Source organism: Arthrobacter silviterrae (assembly GCF_011045165.1).
In the GTDB taxonomy this organism is placed as follows: Bacteria; Actinomycetota; Actinomycetes; order Actinomycetales; family Micrococcaceae; genus Specibacter; species Specibacter silviterrae.
The window spans coordinates 16,009-39,434 of the sequence record NZ_JAAKZI010000009.1 but is presented as its reverse complement, the minus strand read 5'-3'; the positions used below and the strand labels follow the sequence as shown (position 1 = coordinate 39,434).

The window sequence follows — 23,426 nt, the reverse complement described above, 5'->3', positions numbered from 1 at the left end:
CAACAGAAAGTGAACACCATGTTCAAGCTCAACAAGGCTGCCAAAACCATGGCGGTTGTCCTGGCGGCCTCCGCCCTGGCACTGACGGGCTGCGGACGCGCGGCTGCGCCCGCAGCGTCCTCCGGCGCGGCAGGCGGTTTCGCCGCGGACGCGCTGATCGGCGTCGCGCTTCCCCAGAAGACCAGTGAAAACTGGGTCCTGGCGGAGAAACTCTTCAACGACGGGCTCACCCAGGCCGGCTTCAAGGGCGACGTCCAGTTTGCCAACGGCGGCGTTGCCGAGCAGCAGAACCAGATCAGCGCCATGGTGGCCAAGGGCGCCAAGGTCATCATTGTCGGCGCCATCGACGGCGGCCAGCTGGGCACGCAGCTCAAGCAGGCCAAGGATGCCGGCGCAACGGTCATCGCCTACGACCGCCTGCTGCTGAACACCCCGAACGTGGACTACTACGTGGCCTACGACAACTTCAAGGTCGGTGAGCTCCAGGGCCAGGCCCTGCTGGACGGCATGAAGGCCAAGAAGCCGAACGGCCCGTACAACATCGAGCTCTTCGCCGGCTCCCCCGACGACGCCAACGCCAAGGTCTTCTTTGACGGCGCCATGAAGATCCTCCAGCCCAAGATCCAGGACGGCACCCTCAAGGTTGTTTCCGGCCAGAAGACCTTCGAGCAGGCAGTGACCCAGGGCTGGAAGGCCGAGAACGCCCAGAAGCGCATGGACTCCCTGCTGGTGGGCAGCTACGGCACGGCCGCCCTGGACGGCGTGCTGTCCCCGAACGACACCCTGGCACGCGCCATCATCACCTCCGTGAAGGCCGCCGGCAAGCCCGTCCCGACCGTCACCGGCCAGGACTCCGAGGTTGAATCCGTCAAGTCCATCATGGCCGGGGAGCAGTACTCCACGATCAACAAGGACACCACCGCGCTGGTCAACCACGCCATCGAAATGGTGAAGGGCCTGCAGAAGGGCACCAAGCCGGAGATCAACGACCCCACTTCCTACAACAACGGCACCAAGGTTGTTCCGGCGTTCCTGCTGGTTCCCAAGATCGTGACCAAGGCCAACGCTGCCGAGGAATACGCCAATGACAAGGTGCTTGGCCCGCTGACCAAGTAGCCCCAACCAAGGCAACACAACAGCCCAAGGCCTCGTCCGGCGTCGTGCATCACGACACCGGACGGGGCCTTCGCCATCCCCCCAATAGCTGGCAGAATGGCGCCATGACCATTCCCCGTTATGTCGGCCGTCCCGACTGGTACACCACGTTCAACCCCGAGACCCTCTCCGCCACCGGCGCCCCCCTGCGCTGGGGCGTGGTGGCCACAGGCAACATCGCCAGGACCGTCACGGCGGACCTGGCCCTGCTGGAGGATGCCGTGCTGTCGGCCGTCAGTTCGCGCAGCGGGGCCAGCGCCGCGGCGTTTGCCGAGGATTTTGGCTTCACCTCCCACTATTACGACGGCGGTCCGGACGGCCTGGGTGCCCCGGGTTACCTCCAGCTGGTGCAGGACCCCGCGGTGGATGTCGTCTACATCGCCACCCCGCACGCCCAGCATTACGACATTGCCCGGGCGGCGCTGGAGCATGGCAAGCACGTTTTGTGCGAAAAGGCGCTGACCATCACTGCTGCGGAGGCACGTTCCCTGGTGGCGCTGGCCCGGGAGCGGCAGCTGTTCCTCATGGAGGCCGTGTGGGCGCGCTTTGTCCCGGGCTTTCAGCGCGCGCTGGAGATCATTGCCTCGGGCGAGATTGGCGAGGTGAAGTGGGTGCGTGCGGACCTCGGCTTCCCGGCCCCGCTCGACGACACCGCCCGCATTTGGGCCCCGGCCGACGGCGGCGGCGCCCTCCTGGACATCACGGTGTACCCGCTGCTGTGGGCCTGGGCCACGCTGGGCAAGCCGGCCGCCGTGGCAGCCACCGGCGAGCTGACGGCCCCCGGCGTGGATGCCCAGAATTCGCTGTCGCTCAGCTATGCCTCCGGGGCGCAGGCGCAGCTGATGAGCTACCTGGTGTCGCAAGGGCCGCGGGTGGCCACGGTGGCCGGAACGGAAGGTTTTGTGGAGACCGTGGGCTCCCCCAACAATCCCAAGGGGCTGCGTGTCTCGGTGGGCTGGGACGGGGTGCGCACCGAGTCATTCGAGCACCCGGGCCGCGGCTACACGTACCAGCTGCGCGAGGTGACCCGCTGCATCCAGGCCGGGCTGACCGAATCCGCCACCATGCCGCTGGACGACTCCGTGGCCATCATGGAACTCTTCGACGAGGCCCGCCGCCAGCTCGGAGTCACCTACCCCAACGATTCCCGCACCGACCTCTAGCGACCCTCCCTCACCTTTTGTCGGTTCCTGCCCGACCCTCCCTCACCTTTTGTCGGTTCCTGCCCGACCCTCCCTCACCTTTTGTCGGTTCCTGCCCGACCCTCCCTCACCTTTTGCCGGTTTCCACCCGACCCTCCCTCAACTTAAAGTACGACGGCGGCGGGTCACCTTCCGCATCGAAGGTAACCCGCCGCCGTCGGCCGTTGGGAGAGAAGCCGCGCGACCCGCTGGCTACCCCGGGAAGCACTAAAGGTGAGGGAGGATCCCCGCCAAACACCCCGAAAAGTGAGGGAGGATCCCCCCAAAACACCACAAAAGGTGAGGGAGGATCTTAGGTGGGGCTAGACGCCTAGGTAGGCCTCCTTGATGGCCGGATTCGCCAGCAGCTCCTTGCCGGTGCCGCTGTGCGTGATCTCCCCGGTCTCCAACACAAAGGCACGGTGTGCCCGGGCCAGCGCCTGGTTGGCGTTCTGTTCCACGAGCAGCACCGTGGTGCCCTGGCTGTTGATCTCGGTGATGATCTTAAAGATCTGCCGGATGAACTGCGGGGCCAGCCCCATGGAGGGCTCGTCCAGCAGCAGCAGCTTGGGACGGGACATCAGTGCGCGGCCAATGGCAAGCATCTGCTGCTCGCCGCCGCTCATGGTGCCGCCGAACTGCTTCTCGCGCTCCTTCAGGCGAGGGAAGAGGGTGAACACGCGGTCCAGGTCCTCGCTGACACCGCTGCGGTCCTTGCGGCCGAAGGTCCCCATGTCCAGGTTCTCCAGGACCGTCATGGCGGGGAAGATCCCGCGCCCTTCGGGGGCCTGGGAGATTCCCTGCACCACGCGGATGTGGGCCTTCATCTTGGTGATGTCCTGCCCCATGAAGGAAATGGAACCGCCCGAAGGGTTCAGCAGCCCGGAAATGGTCTTCATGGTGGTGGTTTTCCCTGCACCGTTGGCCCCGATCAGGGAAACGATCTCCCCTTCCTCCACCGTAAAGGACATCTCCTTGATGGCCTGGATCCGCCCGTAGTGCACGGAAATGTTTTTCAGCTCAAGCAAAGTCATCTTCGGGCTCCCCTAGGTAAGCGGAAATGACCTTCGGGTCTTCCCTGATCACGGATGGCACATTGTCGGCAATCTTCTTCCCGAATTCCAGCACCACAATCCTGTCGGTCACCCCCATGACCAGTTTCATGTCGTGCTCGATGAGCAGCACAGTGTAGCCGTCGTCGCGGATGGTGCGGATGAGCTGCATGAGCTCTTCCTTTTCCGCAGGGTTGAAGCCGGCCGCGGGCTCGTCCAGGCACAGCACCTTGGGGTCCGTCGCGAGGGCGCGGGCAATCTCCAGGCGGCGCTGGCTGCCGTACGGCAGGTGCCGGGACAGCGTGGCTGCCTGGTCGGCAATGCCCACAAATTCCAGCAGCGCCATGCCCCGCTCGATGGCGGACTTTTCTTCCCGGGTGTGCCGCGGCAGGCGCAGCAGGGCCCCGATCACGGACGTCTTGTGCCGGGCGTCCAGGCCCACCACCACATTTTCCAGCGCCGTCATCTCGCCAAAAAGGCGGATGTTCTGGAAGGTGCGGGCCAGTCCGGCACGGGTGATCTTGTGCTGCTTGACCCCGTTGAGCACCCGCCCCTCCAGCAGCACCTGGCCGCTGGTGGGCTTGTATACCCCTGTCATGGCGTTGAAGCAGGTGGTCTTGCCGGCGCCGTTGGGGCCGATCAACCCCAGAATTTCCCCGCGCTTGATGGTAAAGCTGATGTCGTCCAGCGCCAGCAGGCCGCCGAACCTCATGGTGAGGTTCTTCACCTCGACCAGGTCGTCGCCCACCTTGACGGCGATGTCGCGTTCCGGTGCCGCGGCTTCCGCCACTACGGTGTCGACCCCGGCAATGTCGACGTCGGCATGCCGGCCGCTCGTTTCGTTTGACTCGCTCACAGTGACGCCTCCTTCCCGGGCGCGGCCTTGGCCTTGGCGGACTTGGCGTCCGTGCGGGCCTTTACCTCGTTGTAGGCGTGTCTGCCATAGGCCAAAAGTTGCTGTCGCGCGGCAAGCAGGCCGTGCGACCTGAAGATCATGATCAGGCACAGCGCCAGGCCAAAGATCAGGTACTTGTAGTCGGCGATTGCGGTGAAGCGCAGCGGAATGTAGGCCACCAGGGCCCCGCCCAGAATGGCGCCAACCTTGTTGCCTGCCCCGCCCAGCACCACCGCGGCGACGAACAGGACGGAAGTGACGACGTCGAACTTCTGGTTGTTCACGAAGCCGACCTGCCCGGACATGAGCGCGCCTGACATGCCGCCGATGCCCGCGCCGATCGCGAAGGCCCAGACCTTGTACTTGAAGGTGGGAACGCCCATTGTCTCGGCGGCGTCCTCATCCTCGCGGATGGCGATCCAGTTGCGGCCCACGCGGCTGCGTTCCAGGTTGCCCGCCAACAGCAGCACAATGATCAATATTGTCAGTGTGAGCCAATACCAGGGGGTTCCGTTGGAGTTGGCAAAGATTGGCACCCCGTGGGCGTCCAATCCCGGCGGATGGCCCAGGTTTTGGAAGCCGACCTGGCCCTTCATGGCCGGGATGATGGTGGCCAGGATGCGCACGATCTCACCGAAGCCGAGGGTGACGATTGCCAGGTAGTCCCCGCGCAGTCGCAGCGTTGGCACACCGAGCAGCACGCCGAAGAACATGGTCACCGCCATGGCCACCGGAATGGTCCACAGGTACGGAATCTTCAGGAACGTGGAGTCGGGACTGGTGAGCATGGCCGCCACATAGGAGCCGACGGCGAAGAAGGCGATGTAGCCCAGGTCCAGCAGGCCTGCGTAGCCGATCACCACGTTCAGGCCCACGGCCACCAGCGCCCAGACAGCCATGGTCTGGCAGGCGAGCGGGAAGTCGTTGCCTGGTTCGGTGGAAATCAGCGGCGGGTTGATGACCGGCAGCAAATAGGCCAGGACCACCACGATGATGAGCACCGCCCATTGCTTCTGGCGCGGCAGCTCCTGCCATTTCTCGCCCAGGCCGCCAAACCAGCCCTTGCGGCGGACTGCGGCACTGGAGCCGGGCGGCGTGCCGACAGCTTCTCGGTCCTCCGCAGCCTGATCTGCCTTGGCGGTGTGGAGTGGTGTGGGTCCGTCTACCATGCTCATGCCCTGCTCCTTCCCAGAGAGGTGCCCAGGATGCCTTCGGGCCGCAGCAGCAGCACCAGCACCAGCACCACAAAGGCGACGACGTCGGTCCACTGGGAGTTGCCCAGCAGGATTTGCCCGTAGTTGCCGATCAGCCCGAGCAGCAGGCCGCCCAGCAGCGCGCCGCGGACGTTGCCGATGCCACCCAGCACAGCTGCGGCAAAAGCCTTGATGCCGAGGATGAACCCGCCGTTGTACTGCACTCCGGATGGGATCTTCATGACATAGAACAATGCCGCCGCGCCGGCCAGGATGCCGCCGATCACGAACGTGGTGATGATGATCTTTTCCTTGTTGACGCCCATCAGCGTTGCCGTGTCAGGGTCCTGCGCAACGGCGCGGATGCCGCGCCCCGTGCGGGACTTGCTGATGAAGCGCTCGGTGACAACCATCATGATGACGGCTGCAATGACAATGAGCAGCTGCTGCGAGTCAACGATCGTGCCGAAGACGTCAAATATGGGGGTCGGCTTGAACATGGTCAAGGCCTGCTCCGGCACGGGTCCGCGGACCAGGAAGATCGTGTACTGGATGGTGAAGGACGCGCCGATGGCCGTGATCAAAAAGACCAGGCGGGGCGCGTTGCGTTTGCGCAGCGGTTTATAGGCCAGCCGCTCGAGCACGAACGCGGTAAGGGCGGAGGCGCAAACGGCCACAATCAGCGCCAGCAGCAGGTTGACGACGATCGACCCGAGCGAGAGGTTGGGTGCGGACGGCCCGAACCCCAGAAAGCTGAGGGTGAACCAGACGCCGTAGCAGCCCATGATGAACACTTCGGAGTGGGCAAAGTTGATGAGGTTCAGCACGCCGTAGACGAGGGTGTAGCCCAGGGCCACCAGCGCGTAGATGGAGCCGAAGGTCAGCCCGTCAAAGGTGGCGCTCCAAAAGTTCTGCATCAGCGACGGAATGTCGAAGGTGATCCAGGAATTGTCGTCAGTGGACAGGGCGGGTAGGACGGTTAGGAGGGTGGGAATCATGCGGACATCCTGATCTTGGCAGCGCCCACGGCATCGGATGGGCCGGCCGCTGCCGGTAGGGAGAACGGGATAAGGTGGCACGCAAAGGCTGTGGGCCGGAGATCCCCCGTCCCACAGCCTTGTGCGCCCGAATTACTGGCCGATGGCGCCGATCGGAACGATCTTGCCGTTCTCAACCTTGTAGCCGTAAACAGTCGGGGCCTGGAGCTCGCCCTTGTCGTCCCACTTGTAGTGCTTGCTCAGTCCGTCCTTGTCGTAGGTCTTGACCCAGTTCACGAGCTTGGCCCGGTCCTGGTTGCCGGCGTCAATGCCCGCCAGCAGCACGGTGGCGGCGTCGTAACCCTCAATGGAGTACGTGCCGGGTTCGGCGTTGGCCAGAGCCTTGTACGCGGATTCAAACGTCGGGATGAGCTCGCCCGGGATGCAGGGGCAGGTGAAGAAGGCGTTGGCCGAGGCCGAGCCTGCCTGCTTGATGAACTGGTCATCCTTCAGGCCATCCGGGCCGACGAACGTTCCGGTGAAGCCCTTCGCCACCAGCTGCTGGTCGAAGGGGGCGCCCTCGGCGTAGTAGCCGGAGTAGAAGACGGCGTCGGCCTTGGCGTTCATGATCTTGGAGATCGTGACCGAGAAGTCCTTCTGGCCCGTGGTGACCTTGTCGGTGCCGATCAGCGCCGAACCGAGGCCGTCCGAGGTGGTCTTGCCCAGGCCGATCCCGTAATCCGAGTCATCCTGAACAACGTAGACCTTCTTGGCGCCGAGCTTGCCGGTCATGAACTTCGCGGCAGCAGGACCCTGCACGGCGTCGTTGCCCAGGCCACGGAAGAACGTCTTCCAGCCGTTGGTGGTCAGCGTCGGGTTCGTCGCCGCAGGGGTGATGTGGACCAGGCCCTGCTGTTCGAAAATGTTGCCGGTTGCCTTGGACTCGCCGGAGAACGGCAGGCCCACGACGCCGATGATGTCGGCTTCCTTGGTGGCCTGGGTGACCGGGCCGGTGGCCTTGTTCGGGTCGCCTTCAGTGTCAAACTTCTTGAACTGCACCTGGCAGCCGGCGTTGGCCTTGTTGTGCTGGTTGATGGCCAGCTGGATGCCGTTGAAGATGTTGATGCCGAGCTGGGCATTTGCGCCTGTTTCGGCACCGATGTACGCCAGCGTGGTGGTGGAGGGGCAGGTGGCCTTGCCGTTGCCTGCGGGGAGCACCGCATCCTTCGGCGTTTCGATGGAGGTCAGGGCCGGGATGTTGACGGTGGTGGAGCCTCCACCGCTTCCCGACGTGCTGCCGCCTGGAGTGGCAGCTTGGTTTGCACAACCACCGAGCAGCATGCCAAGGGTGGCGGCTGCGGCCAGCGTGGTCATAACTTTCTTACGGTACATAGATTCGCCTTCCAGACTATGTCGCAAGGGCCGGCGGACGTCGTCGTCCTACCGGGATCCTTACTCTTCACGACATCAGACACTACCCCCCAAATGTGGTGCAAGACACATTTGCTCATAAAGATCTGATAACGGAAGGTTTTTTGCGCCGAAAGGCACGACGGCGGCGCCCGGGGACAATAAAAAGCCCGCCTCCAGTGGGAGGCGGGCTTTTCTTGCGGCGCAGGCCCGCGGGCGGGCTTTTTTTGGGGCCGGAGCCTAGCTCAGGGTGTCGATGGCCTTGTTCAGCGTGGCCGAGGGGCGCATGACGGCGACAACCTTGGCCGGGTCAGTGCGGTAGTAGCCGCCCAGGTCCACCGGGGAGCCCTGCACGGCCAGCAGCTCGGCGACGATGGTGTCCTCATTGTCGGTCAGGTCCGCGGCGACGGCTGCGAACGCGGCGGCCAGTTCGGCGTCGTCGGTCTGGGCTGCCAGTTCCTGCGCCCAGAACTTGGCCAGGTGGAAGTGGCTGCCGCGGTTGTCAATTTCGCCCACCTTGCGCTTCGGGGACTTGTTCTGCAGCAGGAACGTGCCGGTGGCGCGGTCCAGGGTGTCGGCCAGGATCTGTGCCCGGGCATTGCCCTTGGAGACGGCCAGGTGCTCAAAGCTGACGGCCAGGGCCAGGAATTCGCCCAGGCTGTCCCAGCGCAGGTGGTTTTCCTTCACGAGCTGCTGGATGTGCTTCGGGGCGGAGCCGCCGGCGCCGGTTTCAAAGAGCCCGCCGCCCGCGATGAGGGGGACGATCGAGAGCATCTTGGCGCTGGTGCCCAGTTCCAGGATCGGGAACAGGTCCGTGAGGTAGTCGCGGAGCACATTGCCGGTGACGGAGATGGTGTCTTCACCGCGGCGGATGCGTTCGAAGCTGAACGCCGTGGCCTCCTCCGGGGTCATGATCCGGATGTCCAGGCCCTCGGTGTCGTGGTCCTTGAGGTACTCGTTGACCTTTTCGATCAGCCGGGAGTCGTGCGCGCGGCTCGGGTCCAGCCAGAACACGGCGGGGGTGGCGGAGGCGCGGGCGCGGGTGACGGCCAGCTTGACCCAGTCGCGGACGGGGATGTCCTTGACCTGGCAGGCACGCCAGATGTCGCCGGCTGCCACGTCGTGGGAGATCAGCACTTCGCCGGCAGTATTGACGATCTGGACGCTGCCGGCTTCATCGAGAATGAAGGTCTTGTCGTGGCTGCCGTACTCTTCTGCGGCCTGGGCCATGAGCCCCACGTTGGGCACGGTGCCCATGGTCACGGGATCCAGGGCGCCGTTGTTGCGGCAGTCGTCAATGGCCACCTGGTACACGCCGGCGTAGCTGCTGTCCGGCAGCACGGCCAGGGTGTCGTGCTCCTTGCCGTCGGCACCCCACATGTGGCCGGAGGAGCGGATCATGGCGGGCATGGAGGCATCCACAATCACGTCGGAAGGGACGTGCAGGTTGGTGATCCCCTTGTCGGAATCGACCATGGCCAGGGCGGGGCCGTCGTCGTACCCCTTCTTGATGGCAGCCTGGACGCCCTCGCGGACATCGGCCGGCAGCGCGTCCAGGCCGTTGAGGATGGAGGCGAGGCCGTTGGCGGGGCTCAGGCCCGCCTTGGCCAGCGCATCGCCGTAGCTGGCGAAGAGCTCGGGGAAGTAGGCCTTGACCACGTGGCCGAAGATGACGGGGTCGGAGACCTTCATCATGGTGGCCTTCAGGTGCGCGGAGAACAGGATGCCCTCCTCCTTGGCGCGGGCCACCTGGGCGGCCAGGAATTCGTCCAGGGCGGCGGCGCGCATCACGGTGCCGTCCACGATCTCCCCCGCCAGGACGGGGAAGGCGTCCTTGAGCACGGTGGCGGTGCCGTCGGCGGCCACGAACTGGATCTTGATTTTGTCGTCGGCGGGGATGACCACCGACTTCTCGTTGTGGCGGAAGTCGCCCGTGGACATGGTGGCCACGTTGGTCTTGGAGTCCTTGGACCAGGCGCCCATGCTGTGCGGGTTCTGGCGGGCGTAGTTCTTCACCGACAGGGGCGCGCGGCGGTCCGAGTTGCCTTCGCGCAGCACCGGGTTCACGGCGCTTCCCTTGATCTTGTCGTAGCGGGCGCGGACGTCCTTTTCCTCATCCGTGGAGGGGTCGTCCGGGTAGTCCGGGAGGGCGAAGCCCTGGCCCTGGAGCTCGGCGATGGCGGCCTTGAGCTGCGGGATGGAAGCGCTGATGTTCGGCAGCTTGATGATGTTGGCGTCGGGGTCCTTGGCCAGGGCGCCCAGCTCGGCCAGGGCGTCTTCAATGCGCTGGTCCTCGGCCAGGTAGTCGCCGAAAACAGCAATGATGCGACCGGAGAGTGAAATGTCGCGGGTTTCGACGTCAACGCCGGCAGTCGAGGCGAAGGCCTGGACGATGGGCAGGAGTGAATACGTGGCCAGCATGGGCGCTTCGTCGGTATGGGTGTAGATGATTTTAGCCATGGGTTGAGGCGTCTCCTGTAAAAATCAGGTGCTTAAAAGCGAATCTGGTGAGATTTCTATCCCCTCCAACTTACCCGAGGGAGCGCCCCAGCCCGCTATCGGCCGCCGTGCGGGCGCTATTATGACCCACTGCGGCCCGTCCGCCAAAAGCTGTCCGGCACGTTTCCCTGCGCGGGCCCGGGGGTGGTTGTTGCCATGCGCCCCCGGTGCGCCCCCGGCGTTTGGCATTGTCCACCCCGAACGCTCTTAAAGCACGACGGCGGCGGGGCACCTCCCGCTGGAAGGTGCCCCGCCGCCGTCGTTCTCCAATTAGTGGAAGAAGTGGCGCGCGCCGGTGAAGTACATGGTCACGCCGGCCTTGTTGGCGGCGGCGATGACTTCCTCGTCGCGGACTGAGCCGCCAGGCTGGACCACCGCGCGCACACCGGCGTCGAGCAGGATTTCCAGGCCGTCGGCGAAGGGGAAGAACGCGTCGGAGGCGGCCACGGCACCCACGGAGCGCTGTTCGGAAACAGCACCGGTGCCGGCTGCCCCGCCGGCGCCGTCCACGTCGGATTCAACCGAAACGCCCAGCGTGTTGGCGCGTTCCACGGCCAGCTTGCAGGAGTCAACCCGGTTGACCTGGCCCATGCCGATGCCCACCGTGGCGCCGTTGTGGGCGAGCAGGATGGCGTTGGACTTGGCGGCCCGCACGGCCGTCCAGGCGAACGCGAGGTCCGCGAGGGTGGCGTCGTCGGCGGCGGGGCCTGCGGCGAGGGTCCAGTTGGCGGGATTGTCGCCGTCGGCGTTGATCTTGTCAGCCATCTGCACCAGCATGCCGCCGGAGACCTGGCGGACCTCGGCCGGGTAGCGGTCGTAGCCCTCGGGCAGGGCCAGCAGGCGGATGTTCTTCTTCTTGGACAGGATTTCCACGGCTTCGGGCTCAAAGTCGGGGGCGATGACCACCTCGGTGAAAATGCCCTTCACCGTCTCCGCCATGGCCTTGGTGACGGTGCGGTTGGCCGCGATCACGCCGCCAAAGGCAGAGAGGGGGTCGCAGGCGTGGGCCTTGGCGTGGGCGTCCGCGATAGGATCCGCGGCGTCCGGGGAGCCCACGGCCACGCCGCAGGGATTGGCGTGCTTAACCACTGCCACGGCCGGTCCGGCGAAGTCGAACGCGGCGCGGAGGGCGGCGTCGGCGTCGACAAAGTTGTTGTAGCTCATGGCCTTGCCGTGGAGCTGGTCTGCCTGGGCGATGCCGGCCGGGGCCGCCTTGTCCACGTAGAGGGCCGCCTGCTGGTGCGGGTTTTCGCCGTAGCGCAGCACCTCGGAACGCTCCAGCGAGTAGCCGGCGTAGGCGGGCCAGTCAATGGCGCCGTCGCCGTCCTCATCCAGGAACTGGGCGGACGTCCAGGCGGCCACGGCGTTGTCATACGCGGCCGTGTGGGCAAAGGCTGCCGCGGCCAGGCGCTGGCGGGCCACCAGCGTAAACCCGCCTTCCGCTGCGGCCAGCACGACGTCGGCGTACTTGGCCGGGTCCACCACCACGGCCACCGACGGGTGGTTCTTGGCGGCTGCGCGCACCATCGAGGGGCCGCCAATGTCGATCTGCTCAACCACTGCGTCCTGCCCGGCACCGGACTTCACGGTGTCCACGAAGGGGTAGAGGTTCACCACCACCAGGTCGAAGGGTTCAATGTTCATTTCGGCCAGCTGGCGGACGTGGTCCGGCAGGCGGCGGTCAGCCAGGATGCCGGCGTGGACCAGCGGGTGCAGGGTCTTCACGCGGCCGTCAAGGCATTCCGGGAAGCCGGTGACCTCGGAAACTTCCGTCACGGGGACGCCCGCCGCGGCAATCCTGGCCGCGGTGGAACCCGTGGAAACAATGGCGACGCCAGCGGCGTGCAAGCCCGCGGCCAGCTCCTCCAAACCGGTTTTGTCGTAGACCGAGATGAGGGCCCGGCGGATGGGAACACGATTAAGGCGTGAGCTGGTCACAGAAATTCTCCAGGGGTTGGTCGATGATGGCGACACCTCAAGTTTATGCCACTACCACTAGGTAGGCTGTCAGGCATGACGTCCCGTGAGCTGCCCCACTCCCCCGCGCCCGAATCCAGCCCCGATGCCGCCGAGGCTGTTGGATTTTCCGGGGCCGCAGCCGGGGCTGAAGCCGGGGCTGCCGCCGGGGCCGCAGCGGGGTATTCCCCGGAGCTGTCCCGCCTGGTCAACTCCGTCATCTGGCCCGGTTTTGTCGGCACCACGGTCCCGGCCTGGCTCGATGCGGCCCTGCGCAACGGCCTGGCGGGCGTGGTGTATTTCAGCCACAACATCGATCCCGACGTCCCCGGACAGGTGGCGGCACTCTCTGCCGCAATCCGGGAAGCCAACCCGTCCGCCGTCGTCGGCGTTGATGAGGAAGGCGGAAACGTGACCCGGCTGCAGTCCCGGGACGGCTCCACCGTACCCGGCGCCGCGGTGCTGGGGGCGCTGGACGATGCGGCCGTCACGGAAGCCGCGGGCCGGGCCATTGGGCGGTTGTGCCGGGAGGCCGGCGTGAACCTGGCCATCGCACCGGTGGCGGACGTCAACACGAACCCGCTGAACCCGGTGATCGGGGTGCGGGCGTTTGGTGCCACCACGGACCTGGTCAGCAAACACACCGCGGCGGCCGTGGCCGGCATCCAGTCAGTGGGCGTGGGCGCGTGTGCCAAGCATTTTCCGGGGCACGGGGACACGGTGGCGGACTCGCACATGGATGTGGCCCGCGTGGACCTGACCCTGGCTCAGCTGCGCCGGGACCACCTGCCGCCATTCCAGGCCGCCGTGGATGCCGGTGTGGCCGCCGTCATGACGGCGCACATCATTGTGCCGGAGCTGGGCGAGGCGCCCTCCACGCTGAATCCGCGGGCGGCGGCCCTGCTCCGCGGGATGGGGTTCAACGGGCTGCTGGTCACCGACGCCCTGGACATGGCCGCCGTCCGTGCCACCGTGGGCCCGGGCGAAGGGGCGGTGCTGGCGCTGCTGGCGGGCTCAGACCTGCTCTGCGTGGGCAACCCGCTCAATGCCTACACCACGGGGCGTGACGACCAATCGTGCTACCTCGAGGTGCATTCCGCGCTGATGTCGGCGGTTTCCTCCGGCCGGCTGCCGGTTTCCGTGCTGCAGGGCGCGGCGGCGCGGGTCGCTGCGTTTGCCCAATGGTCGACGGCGGCTGCCCGGGCGGGGAGCGCCGCGGCCGACGGCGGCAACGCGTCCGACGGCGGCAACGCGTCCGACGGCGGCAACGCGTCCGACGGCGGCAACGCGTCCGACGGCGGCAAGGCGGACGACGGCGGCAAGGCGGACGACGGCGGCAAGGCGTCCGACGGCAACGCGTCCGCCGGCTCCAACGTGGACGTGGACTCCCCCGACTGGATCTCTGTGGCCGCCAAGGCATGCCAAGTGGACCAGGGCGCCGGGACGTTGCCGCTGCCGGACGCCGTCGTCACCCTGGTTGATGCCCGCACGGGCCACAACATGGCGGCCGGACCCACGGACAACTTCCTCGCCGCGGCCCTGCTGGACCATTTCCAGGTGAACGCACTCTCCGCGTCCTCGCTGAATGCGGAGAACCTGTCCGACCTGGTGAGCACGGAGGAATCACTGGGCGAACCGGTGCTGGTGCTGGTGGATTCGCTGATGTCCCACGACCAGCAGGCCACCCTGGCACAGGTGGCCTCCGTGGCCCCGCACGCCATCTGCATCAACGCCGGGCTGGTCCCGGCCAGCCGCAAGGCCTCCGGCACGGCACTGACCACCATCCACTGCCACGGCTTCAGCCAGGTGACCGCCCAAGCCGTCACCACCCTCCTCACCCTCTCCCAACTGTGAGTCAGAAACTGCACCGAAACTCGTCGAAATGTCCATTTTTCATGCAGTTTCTGACTCACAGTTCCCTACCCGGCGGAGGCTGTGGATAACTTAAACGGAATCCGCCCAAAATTGCCATCATGGTCACATGTTCACCCGCGCCGGGTTCCCGGACCGACTTCAATCCGGACCCTTTACTCTCGACACGGCCAAAGACTGCCTGGTGAGTCCCGGCCGGCTGCGCCACAAGGAAATCGTGCGGATCAGCCGCGGCATCAAGAGCCTCGATGACGCTGATGTTCCTTTGGCGCTTCTCACCCGGCCATTCACCCAGGTCACCGGATATTCCGCTGCATCCCACGCCACGGCGTTTGCCATCTGGGAACTTCCAGGGTTCCTCCCCGTCCGGAATGACACCCTCATTCACATTTCCCGCCAGTTCCCACACAACATTCCCCGCCGCCACGGCGTGGAAGGCCACCGAACCAAATTCCGGGACGATGAAGTGGAATGTCTCGACGGCCTGTGGATCACCACCCGGGTAAGGACGTGGCTGGACTGTGCCCGCCGAATGACAGTCGATGAGCTGGTGGTGGTCGCGGACCACTTGATCCGCATTCCGCGGCCCGAGTTCGAAGGCCGCTCCGAGGCCTACGCCACTTTGGCTGAACTGTCCCAAATGTTGGAGCGGCACAAGGGCACACCTGGCATACAAAAAGCCCGTGCCGCACGTACGCTTGCGAGAGTCGGGTCCGATTCAGCGCCTGAAACACGTCTCCGGCTCGCCGTTGTCTATGCTGGCCTTCCGGAACCGGACATCAACAAGAACATACCGCTGGCCGACGGGAAGTCACGCCAGCCGGACCAGTCCTACCCCGACTATCGGGTCGCGGTGGAGTACGACGGCGGCACACACGCCGACCCCGACCAGGTCATTCGCGACATCAGGCGCCAGGAGGACTTTGCGGCGGCCGGATGGACCGAGGTGCGGATCGCGAAGAACCACATGACGGACGACGCCCGCGCCGCCGTCCGGAAGATTCGTTCGGCGTTGTTCAGTCGCGGCTGGCGTCCGCAAAACTAGGTGTCAGAAACTGCACGAAAAGACGCCAAATCGGCCACTTTCCGTGCAGTTTCTGACGCACAGTTGGGAGGGCGGGAGGGAGGGAAGGCGGGCGGACGGGCCGGACGGGCCGGGGAGGGGTCAGGCGCGGGAGGCGGAGTCCGGGCCCCTGACGGCGGAGCGCGTGGCGCCAAGTGCGGCCACGGACTGCGCGTACTTGCCCTGCGCCACGGCCACAAACAGGCAGTCCACCACGGCCAGCTGCGAAATACGCGAGGCCATGGCCCCCGCCCGGAACGCCGTCTCACGCACCATCGTGGCCAGGGCCACCGTGGCGTGCGCCGCCGCCGGGGACTGCGGCGCATTGGTCACCAACACTGTCGGCGCACCGGCCGTGCGGGCCAGCCGGAGAAACTCGACCACGGATTCCGTCCGGCCGCCGTGGGAAAACGCCACGGCCACGTCCTGGCCGCTCATGAGGGAGGCCCCCATCAGCGCATTGTCGGCATTGCCAAACGCGCTGACGTTCAAGCCAATGCGGAACAGCTTGTACCGCAGGTCCTCGGCCACGATGGCACCGGCCCCCACGCCGTAGATGTTAACGCTCCGCGCCCCGGAGACCAGGTCCACGGCACTGCGCAGCAAGGCGAGGTCAAGGTTGTGGGTGGTTTCCTCAAGGCCCATCACCTCGGTGAAGCGGATCCGCGCCACAATGTCCGCCAGCGTGGCGTCCGGGCTGATGTCGTCACCAAAGGCGGGCTCGTGCACCTCCGTCAGGGAGGCATCCTCGCGGCCCAGTTCGGCGGCCATGGCCAGGCGCAGCTGCGCGTAGCCCGTCAGCCCTACGGCACGGCAAAACCGCACCACGGTGGGATCGGAGGTGGAGCACAGCTGTGCCAATTCCGTCACGGTGTGGTCCAGCACCACGGCGGGGTTGGCAATAATGGCATCTGCCACGCGCCGGGCGGCGGGCGTGAGGCCCTGCCGCCGGGAATAAATAACTGACTGAATGCTCACTGCAGCCTTCCTCCAACGATCCGGACCCCCTCCAGTTCCCGCCAGTCTACGGCCGCCCCTGTCCAAAACGCGTAAATAATTTACAATCGTTATATATGGCCGTAATTTCCGGCCACCACGCACCCGCCGCACTAGGGAGAACACCGTGAGCGCCCCACGCACCACGCAGGCCCAGGACGCCGTCCGCACCGAACTGGGCACGCTCACCACCGAGTCCCCCAACCCGCGCCACCCCGACCTGGCCGCGCTCACCACGGGCGAACTCGCTGCCGCCATGAACGCCGAGGACGCCCTGGTCCCGGCGGCCATCGCCCGCCACACCGCCGACATCGCCGCCATCATTGACCGCATTGCCGCCAACATGGCCAGCGGCGGCCGCCTCATCTACGTGGGCGCCGGCACGCCCGGGCGCATGGGCATCCTCGACGCCAGCGAGTGCCCTCCCACCTTCGGCACCGATCCTTCCCTGGTGGTGGGCGTGATTGCCGGCGGCAGCAGGGCCGTGGGCCAGGCAGTGGAGAACGCCGAGGACAGCGAAGAGGAAGCCCAGAAGGACATGGCCGCCCTGGCCCTCACCGACAAGGATTCCGTGATCGGCATCGCCGCCTCGGGCCGCACGCCCTACGTCATCGCCGCCGTCGCCGCCGCGAAGAAAAGCGGCGCCTACACCGTGGGCTTCTCCTGCAACGCCAACTCCGCCCTGGGCGCCGCCGCGGACACCGCGCTGGAGATCGAGGTGGGCCCGGAAATCCTCACCGGCTCCACCCGCCTGAAATCCGGGACCTGCCAAAAACTGGTCCTGAACATGGTCAGCACCATCACCATGGTCCGCCTCGGCAAAACCTACAAGAACTTCATGGTGGACCTGCGCGCCACCAACGCCAAGCTCCGCGCCCGCAGCGAACGCACTCTGATGCGGGCCACCGGCTGCGACGCCTCCACGGCCGCCGCCGCCCTCGAAGCCGCCGGCGGCCACGTCAAGGCCGCCATCCTGGCCGTCATGACGGGCCTGCCGGCCAGCCGCGCCGAGGATTTGCTCGAGCAAAACCGGGGCTTCCTGCCCGCCGCCATCACCGCTGCAACCCTTTAGAAGAACGACGCCGGAGCCCGCCAATGCCTGCCATCCACCGACACCTTGCCACAGACATACAGCGCCTGCTGGACCAGGCAGTCACTGAAGGGGTCGCGCCCGCGGCGAGCTGCGCCGTCGTGCTTGGCGGGGAAGCGCTGCCCACGCTCACGTCCGGCCAGGCAGGGGAAGGGACCTTCTTTGACCTGGCTTCAGTGACCAAGCTGTTCACCACGGCCACCATGCTTTCCCTGGTGGACGGCGGCGTGCTGGAGCTGGACGCCCCCATCGGCAAATGGCTGCCCGCGTACTCGCACGGAGCCAAGGCCGGGGTGACGCTGCGGCACCTGCTGACCCACACCTCGGGCCTGCCGTCGGAGTGGCGGGGCTGGGAAAGTGCGCTGCGCGAGGGACGGTCGTTTGACCGGATCCTGCTCATCGACGAGCTGCTCGGCACGGCCCTGGAGGCGGCGCCCGGCACACGGTTCGAGTATTCCTGCGCCGGCTTCAACACGGCCATGGCGCTGGCCGAGCACGTGACGGGGCGCCCGTGGGCCGCCCTGGTCAATGACAGGGTGCTGTCCCGGCTTGGCACCGGCGCCATCACGGGCACGCCGGATCCGGCACTGTGCGCGCCCACGGAATTACAGCCGGAACTGGGGCGTGGGCTGGTTCGCGGCATTGTGCACGACGAGGCAGCCTGGTCCCTGGGCGGGCTCAGCGGCAACGCCGGCATGTTCGCCACGGCCGCCGGGCTGGCCGTCTTTGGCGAGGCCCTGCGCACCGGGCTTGACGGCATCCTCTCCCCGGAACTGGCCGCCGAGATGTGGCGCAGCCAGCTGCCCGAGGTGCTGGGCACCAACTTCAACCCAGCCGACCCGGGATTTGGCCACGGCCTGGGGCTGCGCATCAACCAGCAGCCGTGGATGGGCAGCGCCGGCAGCGAGGCCCGCGGCCATGGCGGCTTCACGGGCACCTCGCTCCTGGTGGACAAGGCCCGCGGGGTGGTCATCGCCCTGCTCACCAACCGCGTCAGCCCCAGCCGGGACGGCGATGACGCGACGGGGCTGCGGAAGGCGGTGTCCGACGTCGTCTATTCTGGTGGAAATGACCATAACTAACCGGAAATAGGCACCATGGGCACAAACACCGCACTCATCACCGGCGACCAGGTGGTCCAGGAGCTGCCGTGGCGGTGGCGCGTCCAGGGCAGCATCTTCCTCATTGGCGGGCTGGGCTTCATGTTCGACGCCTGGGACGTGACCCTCAACGGCTTCCTCATTCCGCTGCTGTCGAAGGAGTGGGGGCTGGTGCCCGGGCAGGCGGCCTGGATCGGCACGGCGAACCTGATCGGCATGGCCGTGGGCGCGTTTGCGTGGGGTTCCATTGCGGACGTGATCGGGCGCAAGAAGGCGTTTGCGCTGACACTGCTGATTTTCTCCCTGTTCACCGTGCTCGGCGCCGCGTCCAATGACATGGTGCTGTTCTGCGCGTTCAGGTTCATGGCCGGCTTTGGTCTGGGCGGCTGCATCCCCGTGGACTACGCGCTGGTGGGCGAGTTCACCCCGCGCAAGCACCGTGGCCGGGTGCTGACCGCCATGGACGCGTGGTGGCCCATCGGCGCTTCGCTGTGCGGCGTGGTGTCCGCGCTGCTGATGGCCTCTTTCGGGAACTGGCGATTCCTGATGCTGGTGCTGGTGCTGCCTGCGCTGCTGGTTTTTTGGGTCCGCACCCATGTGCCGGAATCGCCGCTGTTCCTGGTCCGGGCGGGCCGGACTGTGGAGGCGAAGGCCGTCATTGAACGCCTCATCGAGCGCACGGGCGCGGAGGTGGGGCCGTGGAAGCTGCCCGATCCGGCCGCCGCGCCCCGCCTGTCGCTGGGCAGGGTCACCGACCAGCTGGCCGGGCTGTGGAAGTTCAACTGGCGCGTCACCGGCGTTGCGTGGTCGCTGTTTCTGACCATCCTGCTGGTCTACTACGGCGCGCTGACCTGGATGCCGTCCATCCTGGTGGCCACCGGCTACGCGCAAAACAAGGCATTCATGGCCACGGCGTCCATGACGGCCATCGGCTTCCTGGGCGTGGTGGCCGCGGCCCTGCTGGTGGAGCGTGTGGGCCGCAAGTGGATCCTGGCCGTCACCGGCCCCGGCGCTGCGCTGTCGTTGGTCATCTTTGCCCTGGTCCTGGATGCGCCGGCCGCCGCCCAGGCGTGGCTGCTGGTGTTCGGATTCGTCATCCAGGTGGCCATCCCGGTCCTGTACACCTACGTCTCGGAGCTGTACCCGACGCATTTGCGCGCCACCGGCTTTGGCTGGGCGTCCACCGTTTCCCGCGTTGGTGCCGGGCTGGTCCCGCTGATCTTCGGCTCGCTGCTGTGGCCGGTGCTGGGCCTGCCCCTGACGTTCGCACTGACCGGCGGACTGGTGCTGCTGGCCGTGGTGTGGATGGCGCTGTCGGCGCCGGAGACCCGGGGCGCCGCGCTGCACTGATTGGTTCCTGGGGCGCGGCTTGTGAGGCACGACGCCGGCCACCCCCTCCCATGCGCCGCCCCCTTCCGCGCGCCTCCCTGTCGGGAGCGGAGCCTGCCCGGAGCGGAACCTGTCAGCATTTGCCCACCTTGGACGGGTAGCCTGTTGCCAATTCCCATTTCACGTTTAAGGAGAACCATGAACGCCCTGCTCCCCACCGCCTTCACCACCGCCGGCCTGATTGGCGGCTTCAAGGCCGCCCGCGCCACGAAGAACCGCCAGCTGGGCGGCGCGGTCCTCGCGGCCGCCGGGGCTGCAGCATTTTTCGCCTGGAAGAAGAACGCGGGGGCGGGAACCGCGGCGGCGCTGACTGCCGGTTACCTTGGCGCATTCGGCGCCTCCCACCCGCTGGCCAAGAAGATCGGCGCCTGGCCCGCCGTATATGCCGTGACCGGCGCCACGGCCCTTGCCTCGCTGGCGCTGGGCCGCAAGCGCAAGGAAGACGTCAAGCGCAAGTAAGAAGGGCCCCACCCCCGGGCGCTCAGGCGCGGGACAGCTCCCCGAGCACCTGGATGAGCAGTTCGCGCTCGGCCACCTTGATGCGCTCGTGGAGGGTTTCCTCGGTGTCGCCGTCGAGCACGGCAACGGGGGTCTGGGCGATGATGGGGCCCGTGTCCACGCCGGCGTCGGCGAAGTGGACGGTGCAGCCGGTGACCTTCACGCCGTAGGCCAGCGCGTCCCGGACACCGTGGGCGCCGGGGAAGGCGGGCAGCAGCGCGGGGTGCGTGTTGACATAGCGGCCGGCGAAGGCGTCAATGAAGCTTGGTGCCACAATCCGCATGAATCCGCTGGAAATGACGTAGTCCGGCTGGTGCACGGCCACGGCGTCCAGCAGCGCGGCGTCCCAGTCAGCCCGCACGGGATAATCCTTGAAGTTCACCACAAATGTCTCCAGCCCGGCCGCGGCGGAGCGCTCAATGCCGTAGGTTCCCTGCCGGTCCGCGCCCACGGCGGCAATCTCCACGTCCAGCGAGCCCGAGGCCACGGCGTCGATCACTGCCTGGAGGTTGGAGCCGGTCCCGGAAACTAAAACAACAATGCGCATGGCCACAATTTTAGGGGCATGCGCGGGCAATGCCCTATTCGCTGTGCTGGTTCCTGCGCCGCGGCGAAGGTGTGGTGGCGCGGGCGGTGGCGCGGCTTTCCTCCAGCCACGGTGCCACCAGGGATCCCAGCACGACGCCGGCGGCCACCTCCGTGCCCACCCACAGTGCCGCCGTGGCCGGGTTGGGCCCGATCTCGGTCAGGCGCCCCAGCCCCGCGGAGCCGCCCGAGAGCCAGAAGAGCACACCCGTGAGCGCCGCGGCGACGACGCCGACGGCGATGCCCAGCAGGAGCGTGGAGACGGGTAGGGAGACCCACCGCTGGCGCGCCTTGAGGGAGATCCATTCGTCCAGGTGGTTTTCACCTGTGCGCACAAACCACCAGCCGGCCAGCAGTCCTCCCAGCACGGGGATGACCATGGCCGCGAAGCCCCAGCCAAGGGTCCCGGACGGCAGGGCCGCCAGCAAAGGGATGGGCGGGACGGGAGCCACGGAGGTGGCCAGGGGTGTCACGGTGGAGCCGACGCCCAGGGAGAAACCGGCGCCGCTGGCCCAGGCCAGGGCCCAGGCCGCAAGGTTGGGCAGGTAGCTGAGCTGGGCGAGCGTCAGCCCCGCTCCCCCGACGGCACCGGGGCGCAGGCCCTGGTAGACGCCGATGATGTCCGTCCACCGGGCCATGATGTCCACGGCCAGCAGGAGCGCGGCCAGCGAGATCGCGGTCATGGCCGCCACGAAACCGGAGCGGGCCACGGCCCAGACATAGGAGCCGGCCCAGCGCTGGTCCTGGCTGGTCTTGGCGATCCAGTCGGCCGCGTTGACGCCGATCAGCCGGCCCCAGGAGCCGGCCTCCCGCCGCGCGCCGATGATCATGCCAAGCCCGGCGGGGATGACGGGAATGAACGTGCTGGCCAGCAGGGGCGCCTGGATGCCGGGCTCACTGCACACAAATCCGGTGGCCAGCCCCGCAGCGGCGTACACCACCAGGGCGCCAAACAGGGGCTGCCACAACTGGTCGGTGTAGGAGGCGCGGGCCAGGCGGCGTCCGGCCCGCCACGACAAGAGGAACGGCAGGAGCACCAGGCCCAGCGGCAGCAGGCTGAAGACACCGGTCTCGACGGAGGCGGAGCTGGGGCCGTTGGTGACGGTTAGGGTGAGCGGCACGCCGTGGATGGCCAGCCACATTTGCCCTGCCAGGCGTGCCATGACGGAGGGATCTTTCTGGGCAAAGCCGCCGGCCAGCCAGACGGCCGCCAGAGGCACCACGATCACGAGGGCGGAAATCACAAAGACCTGGGCAGCCTCAAATGCCCCCTGCAGCCCCAGCGGCATGGGAAGTCCGTCGCGTTGGCCCCGGGCCGCTTTGGTATTCATCGTCTTCCATGGTGCCACACGGAACCCGGGGTGGCCTTGAGAAGCGCCGGTAAGGGCCCGCAATCGGTGCGCAAACGGTCCGCGAAAGGGAAGTTAAAAACGAATAGGGCCGGGACACGCCCGAACCCTATTCGCTCCAGCCTGTTAAGACCAAAGTGGTTATGCGGTTTCCCGCATGGTTACTTTGAAATTAGATGGCCTGGATGTTGACTGCCTGAGGACCCTTCGGACCCTGCTCAACATCGAAAGAGACCTTCTGGTTCTCTTCGAGGGAGCGGTAGCCGGAGGAGTTGATCGCGGAGTAGTGCGCGAAAACATCCTGGCTCTGGTCATCGGGGGAGATGAAGCCGAAGCCCTTTTCAGCGTTGAACCACTTGACGGTACCTGTTGCCATTATTTCTATTTCCTTCTGAAGTTGGAGATTCCGCCCGACCTTCGGGCCTCCGTTTTTACGGTGTAAGTCCGCTTCTCCAGAAAAGCGACGTCGTCCCGAAGGATGGCGTCGCTTCAACTACAAAAAACGCAACACTACAACTACGTCCAAGTATACATACCTATTGCGCCAATGCCAGTAATTTTTGAGAGGTGCGTCACTCTTGCCGCCCCATTCGTCACAGTGGTGGAATAAATGCGCTGGATCTAGCGGTTTTAGGGTGCCGCAGGAGTGATGCGTGACTCAAAGTGTCATTTTCCGTTCACACAATGTTAAGGCACGACGCCGGCTGCCCGCCCAGGTGCCCGGCTCACCGAGCTGCGGCCCACGGCCGCCGGATCACGGCCGGGCTCACTGCCCGCTGGAGTACCTGTCGGTGTCGTCGTGGGCGATCGCCTTTTCGATGCTTTGGCTGTTGGTGTCCCGGCCCAGCAGGAGCGATTGGTACACCTCTGCGGCGCCGGCAAGCGGTGACAGCGCCGAACGGATCTTGCGGCCGCGCTTGGCCTTGACCAGCCTCAGGGCCACTCCGAACACCACGGCCAGGGCGAACACCACAATGATGGCGGTGGTTGTGCGGCGGAGCCCGGCCGGATCAAAGTAGCCGTAAACCGCAACGGCCACAAGTGCCAGAACAAACCCGGCGGCAATGAATACTCGTTTCCAGGTCATGGCGCCTCCCCTTGGCTTTTGGCCAGTCTAGGCTCTTTTCAATTTCGGGGTGTCAAACGGTTGTCAAACGACTAATTGA

General features: G+C 66.3%; 20 protein-coding genes. 8 read left to right on the top strand and 12 right to left on the bottom strand.

Annotated features, from left to right (window positions below):
* The first annotated feature begins 18 nt into the window (after nt 1-18).
* Together G6N77_RS07140 and G6N77_RS07135 are read left to right on the top strand one after the other, a co-directional pair.
* Entirely contained in the window at nt 19-1,116 is a 1,098-nt protein-coding gene (locus G6N77_RS07140; RefSeq protein WP_165181346.1) for a substrate-binding domain-containing protein, read from the top strand.
* 104 nt (nt 1,117-1,220) lie between these two features.
* On the top strand, nt 1,221-2,318 hold the full coding sequence (locus G6N77_RS07135; RefSeq protein WP_165181345.1) for a Gfo/Idh/MocA family protein: 1,098 nt from the start codon (nt 1,221-1,223) through the stop codon (nt 2,316-2,318).
* Nucleotides 2,319-2,659: 341 nt separating this feature from the next.
* Here G6N77_RS07135 and G6N77_RS07130 read toward each other — a convergent pair whose 3' ends face one another.
* The 7 genes from G6N77_RS07130 to purH all read right to left on the bottom strand — a co-directional run bounded on the left by G6N77_RS07130 (nt 2,660) and on the right by purH (nt 12,300).
* Nucleotides 2,660-3,370, bottom strand: coding sequence for an ABC transporter ATP-binding protein (locus G6N77_RS07130; protein ID WP_165181344.1), 711 nt, complete (start codon nt 3,368-3,370; stop codon nt 2,660-2,662).
* On the bottom strand, nt 3,357-4,244 hold the full coding sequence (locus G6N77_RS07125; RefSeq protein ID WP_165181343.1) for an ABC transporter ATP-binding protein: 888 nt from the start codon (nt 4,242-4,244) through the stop codon (nt 3,357-3,359). The genes G6N77_RS07130 and G6N77_RS07125 overlap by 14 nt, the downstream gene beginning before the upstream one ends.
* A complete protein-coding gene (locus tag G6N77_RS07120) occupies nt 4,241-5,458 on the bottom strand; it encodes a branched-chain amino acid ABC transporter permease (RefSeq protein WP_165181342.1) in 1,218 nt (405 codons plus the stop codon). Before G6N77_RS07120 ends, G6N77_RS07125 begins: the two co-directional genes overlap by 4 nt.
* The gene (locus G6N77_RS07115; RefSeq protein WP_165181341.1) at nt 5,455-6,474 is read right to left on the bottom strand and encodes a branched-chain amino acid ABC transporter permease; all 1,020 of its coding nucleotides are present in this window, start codon (nt 6,472-6,474) and stop codon (nt 5,455-5,457) included. Before G6N77_RS07115 ends, G6N77_RS07120 begins: the two co-directional genes overlap by 4 nt.
* Before the next feature lie 132 nt (nt 6,475-6,606).
* Nucleotides 6,607-7,845: a branched-chain amino acid ABC transporter substrate-binding protein gene (locus tag G6N77_RS07110; RefSeq protein WP_165181340.1), complete on the bottom strand. Its 1,239-nt coding sequence runs from the start codon at nt 7,843-7,845 to the stop codon at nt 6,607-6,609.
* A gap of 258 nt (nt 7,846-8,103) precedes the next feature.
* On the bottom strand, nt 8,104-10,323 hold the full coding sequence (locus G6N77_RS07105) for an NADP-dependent isocitrate dehydrogenase (RefSeq protein ID WP_165181339.1): 2,220 nt from the start codon (nt 10,321-10,323) through the stop codon (nt 8,104-8,106).
* 309 nt (nt 10,324-10,632) lie between these two features.
* Nucleotides 10,633-12,300, bottom strand: a complete 1,668-nt coding sequence (gene purH / locus G6N77_RS07100; RefSeq protein ID WP_165181338.1) for a bifunctional phosphoribosylaminoimidazolecarboxamide formyltransferase/IMP cyclohydrolase — start codon at nt 12,298-12,300, stop codon at nt 10,633-10,635.
* Nucleotides 12,301-12,375: 75 nt separating this feature from the next.
* On the opposite strand from purH, the gene G6N77_RS19795 reads away from it, so the two are divergent.
* Together G6N77_RS19795 and G6N77_RS07090 are read left to right on the top strand one after the other, a co-directional pair.
* Nucleotides 12,376-14,172 (top strand): glycoside hydrolase family 3 N-terminal domain-containing protein, encoded by a 1,797-nt coding sequence (locus G6N77_RS19795; protein WP_240901756.1) that lies wholly within the window; start codon nt 12,376-12,378, stop codon nt 14,170-14,172.
* A gap of 127 nt (nt 14,173-14,299) precedes the next feature.
* The gene (locus tag G6N77_RS07090; RefSeq protein ID WP_165181337.1) at nt 14,300-15,235 is read left to right on the top strand and encodes an endonuclease domain-containing protein; all 936 of its coding nucleotides are present in this window, start codon (nt 14,300-14,302) and stop codon (nt 15,233-15,235) included.
* A 120-nt stretch (nt 15,236-15,355) separates the two neighbouring features.
* Here the strand turns inward: G6N77_RS07090 and G6N77_RS07085 are convergent, their stop codons facing one another.
* Entirely contained in the window at nt 15,356-16,231 is an 876-nt protein-coding gene (locus G6N77_RS07085; protein ID WP_165181336.1) for a MurR/RpiR family transcriptional regulator, read from the bottom strand.
* A 145-nt stretch (nt 16,232-16,376) separates the two neighbouring features.
* Between G6N77_RS07085 and murQ the strand changes: the two genes are divergently transcribed.
* From murQ to G6N77_RS07065, 4 genes are all read left to right on the top strand, one after another.
* Nucleotides 16,377-17,321: an N-acetylmuramic acid 6-phosphate etherase gene (gene murQ, locus G6N77_RS07080; RefSeq protein WP_165181335.1), complete on the top strand. Its 945-nt coding sequence runs from the start codon at nt 16,377-16,379 to the stop codon at nt 17,319-17,321.
* Between the two features lie 23 nt (nt 17,322-17,344).
* Complete coding sequence (locus G6N77_RS07075; RefSeq protein WP_165181334.1) at nt 17,345-18,421, top strand: serine hydrolase domain-containing protein; 1,077 nt, start codon at nt 17,345-17,347, stop codon at nt 18,419-18,421.
* A 15-nt stretch (nt 18,422-18,436) separates the two neighbouring features.
* Nucleotides 18,437-19,789, top strand: coding sequence for an MFS transporter (locus tag G6N77_RS07070; protein WP_165181333.1), 1,353 nt, complete (start codon nt 18,437-18,439; stop codon nt 19,787-19,789).
* A gap of 177 nt (nt 19,790-19,966) precedes the next feature.
* Nucleotides 19,967-20,287, top strand: coding sequence for a hypothetical protein (locus tag G6N77_RS07065; protein WP_165181332.1), 321 nt, complete (start codon nt 19,967-19,969; stop codon nt 20,285-20,287).
* Nucleotides 20,288-20,309: 22 nt separating this feature from the next.
* On the opposite strand, the gene purN is transcribed toward G6N77_RS07065, so the two are convergent.
* The 4 genes from purN to G6N77_RS07045 form a co-directional block, all read right to left on the bottom strand.
* Complete coding sequence (purN, locus tag G6N77_RS07060) at nt 20,310-20,873, bottom strand: phosphoribosylglycinamide formyltransferase (RefSeq protein ID WP_165181331.1); 564 nt, start codon at nt 20,871-20,873, stop codon at nt 20,310-20,312.
* Nucleotides 20,874-20,907: 34 nt separating this feature from the next.
* A complete protein-coding gene (locus G6N77_RS07055; RefSeq protein ID WP_165181330.1) occupies nt 20,908-22,242 on the bottom strand; it encodes a cell division protein PerM in 1,335 nt (444 codons plus the stop codon).
* 190 nt (nt 22,243-22,432) lie between these two features.
* Nucleotides 22,433-22,636, bottom strand: a complete 204-nt coding sequence (locus G6N77_RS07050; protein WP_038467205.1) for a cold-shock protein — start codon at nt 22,634-22,636, stop codon at nt 22,433-22,435.
* 390 nt (nt 22,637-23,026) lie between these two features.
* The gene (locus tag G6N77_RS07045) at nt 23,027-23,347 is read right to left on the bottom strand and encodes a hypothetical protein (RefSeq protein ID WP_165181329.1); all 321 of its coding nucleotides are present in this window, start codon (nt 23,345-23,347) and stop codon (nt 23,027-23,029) included.
* Between the last annotated feature and the right edge of the window lie 79 nt (nt 23,348-23,426).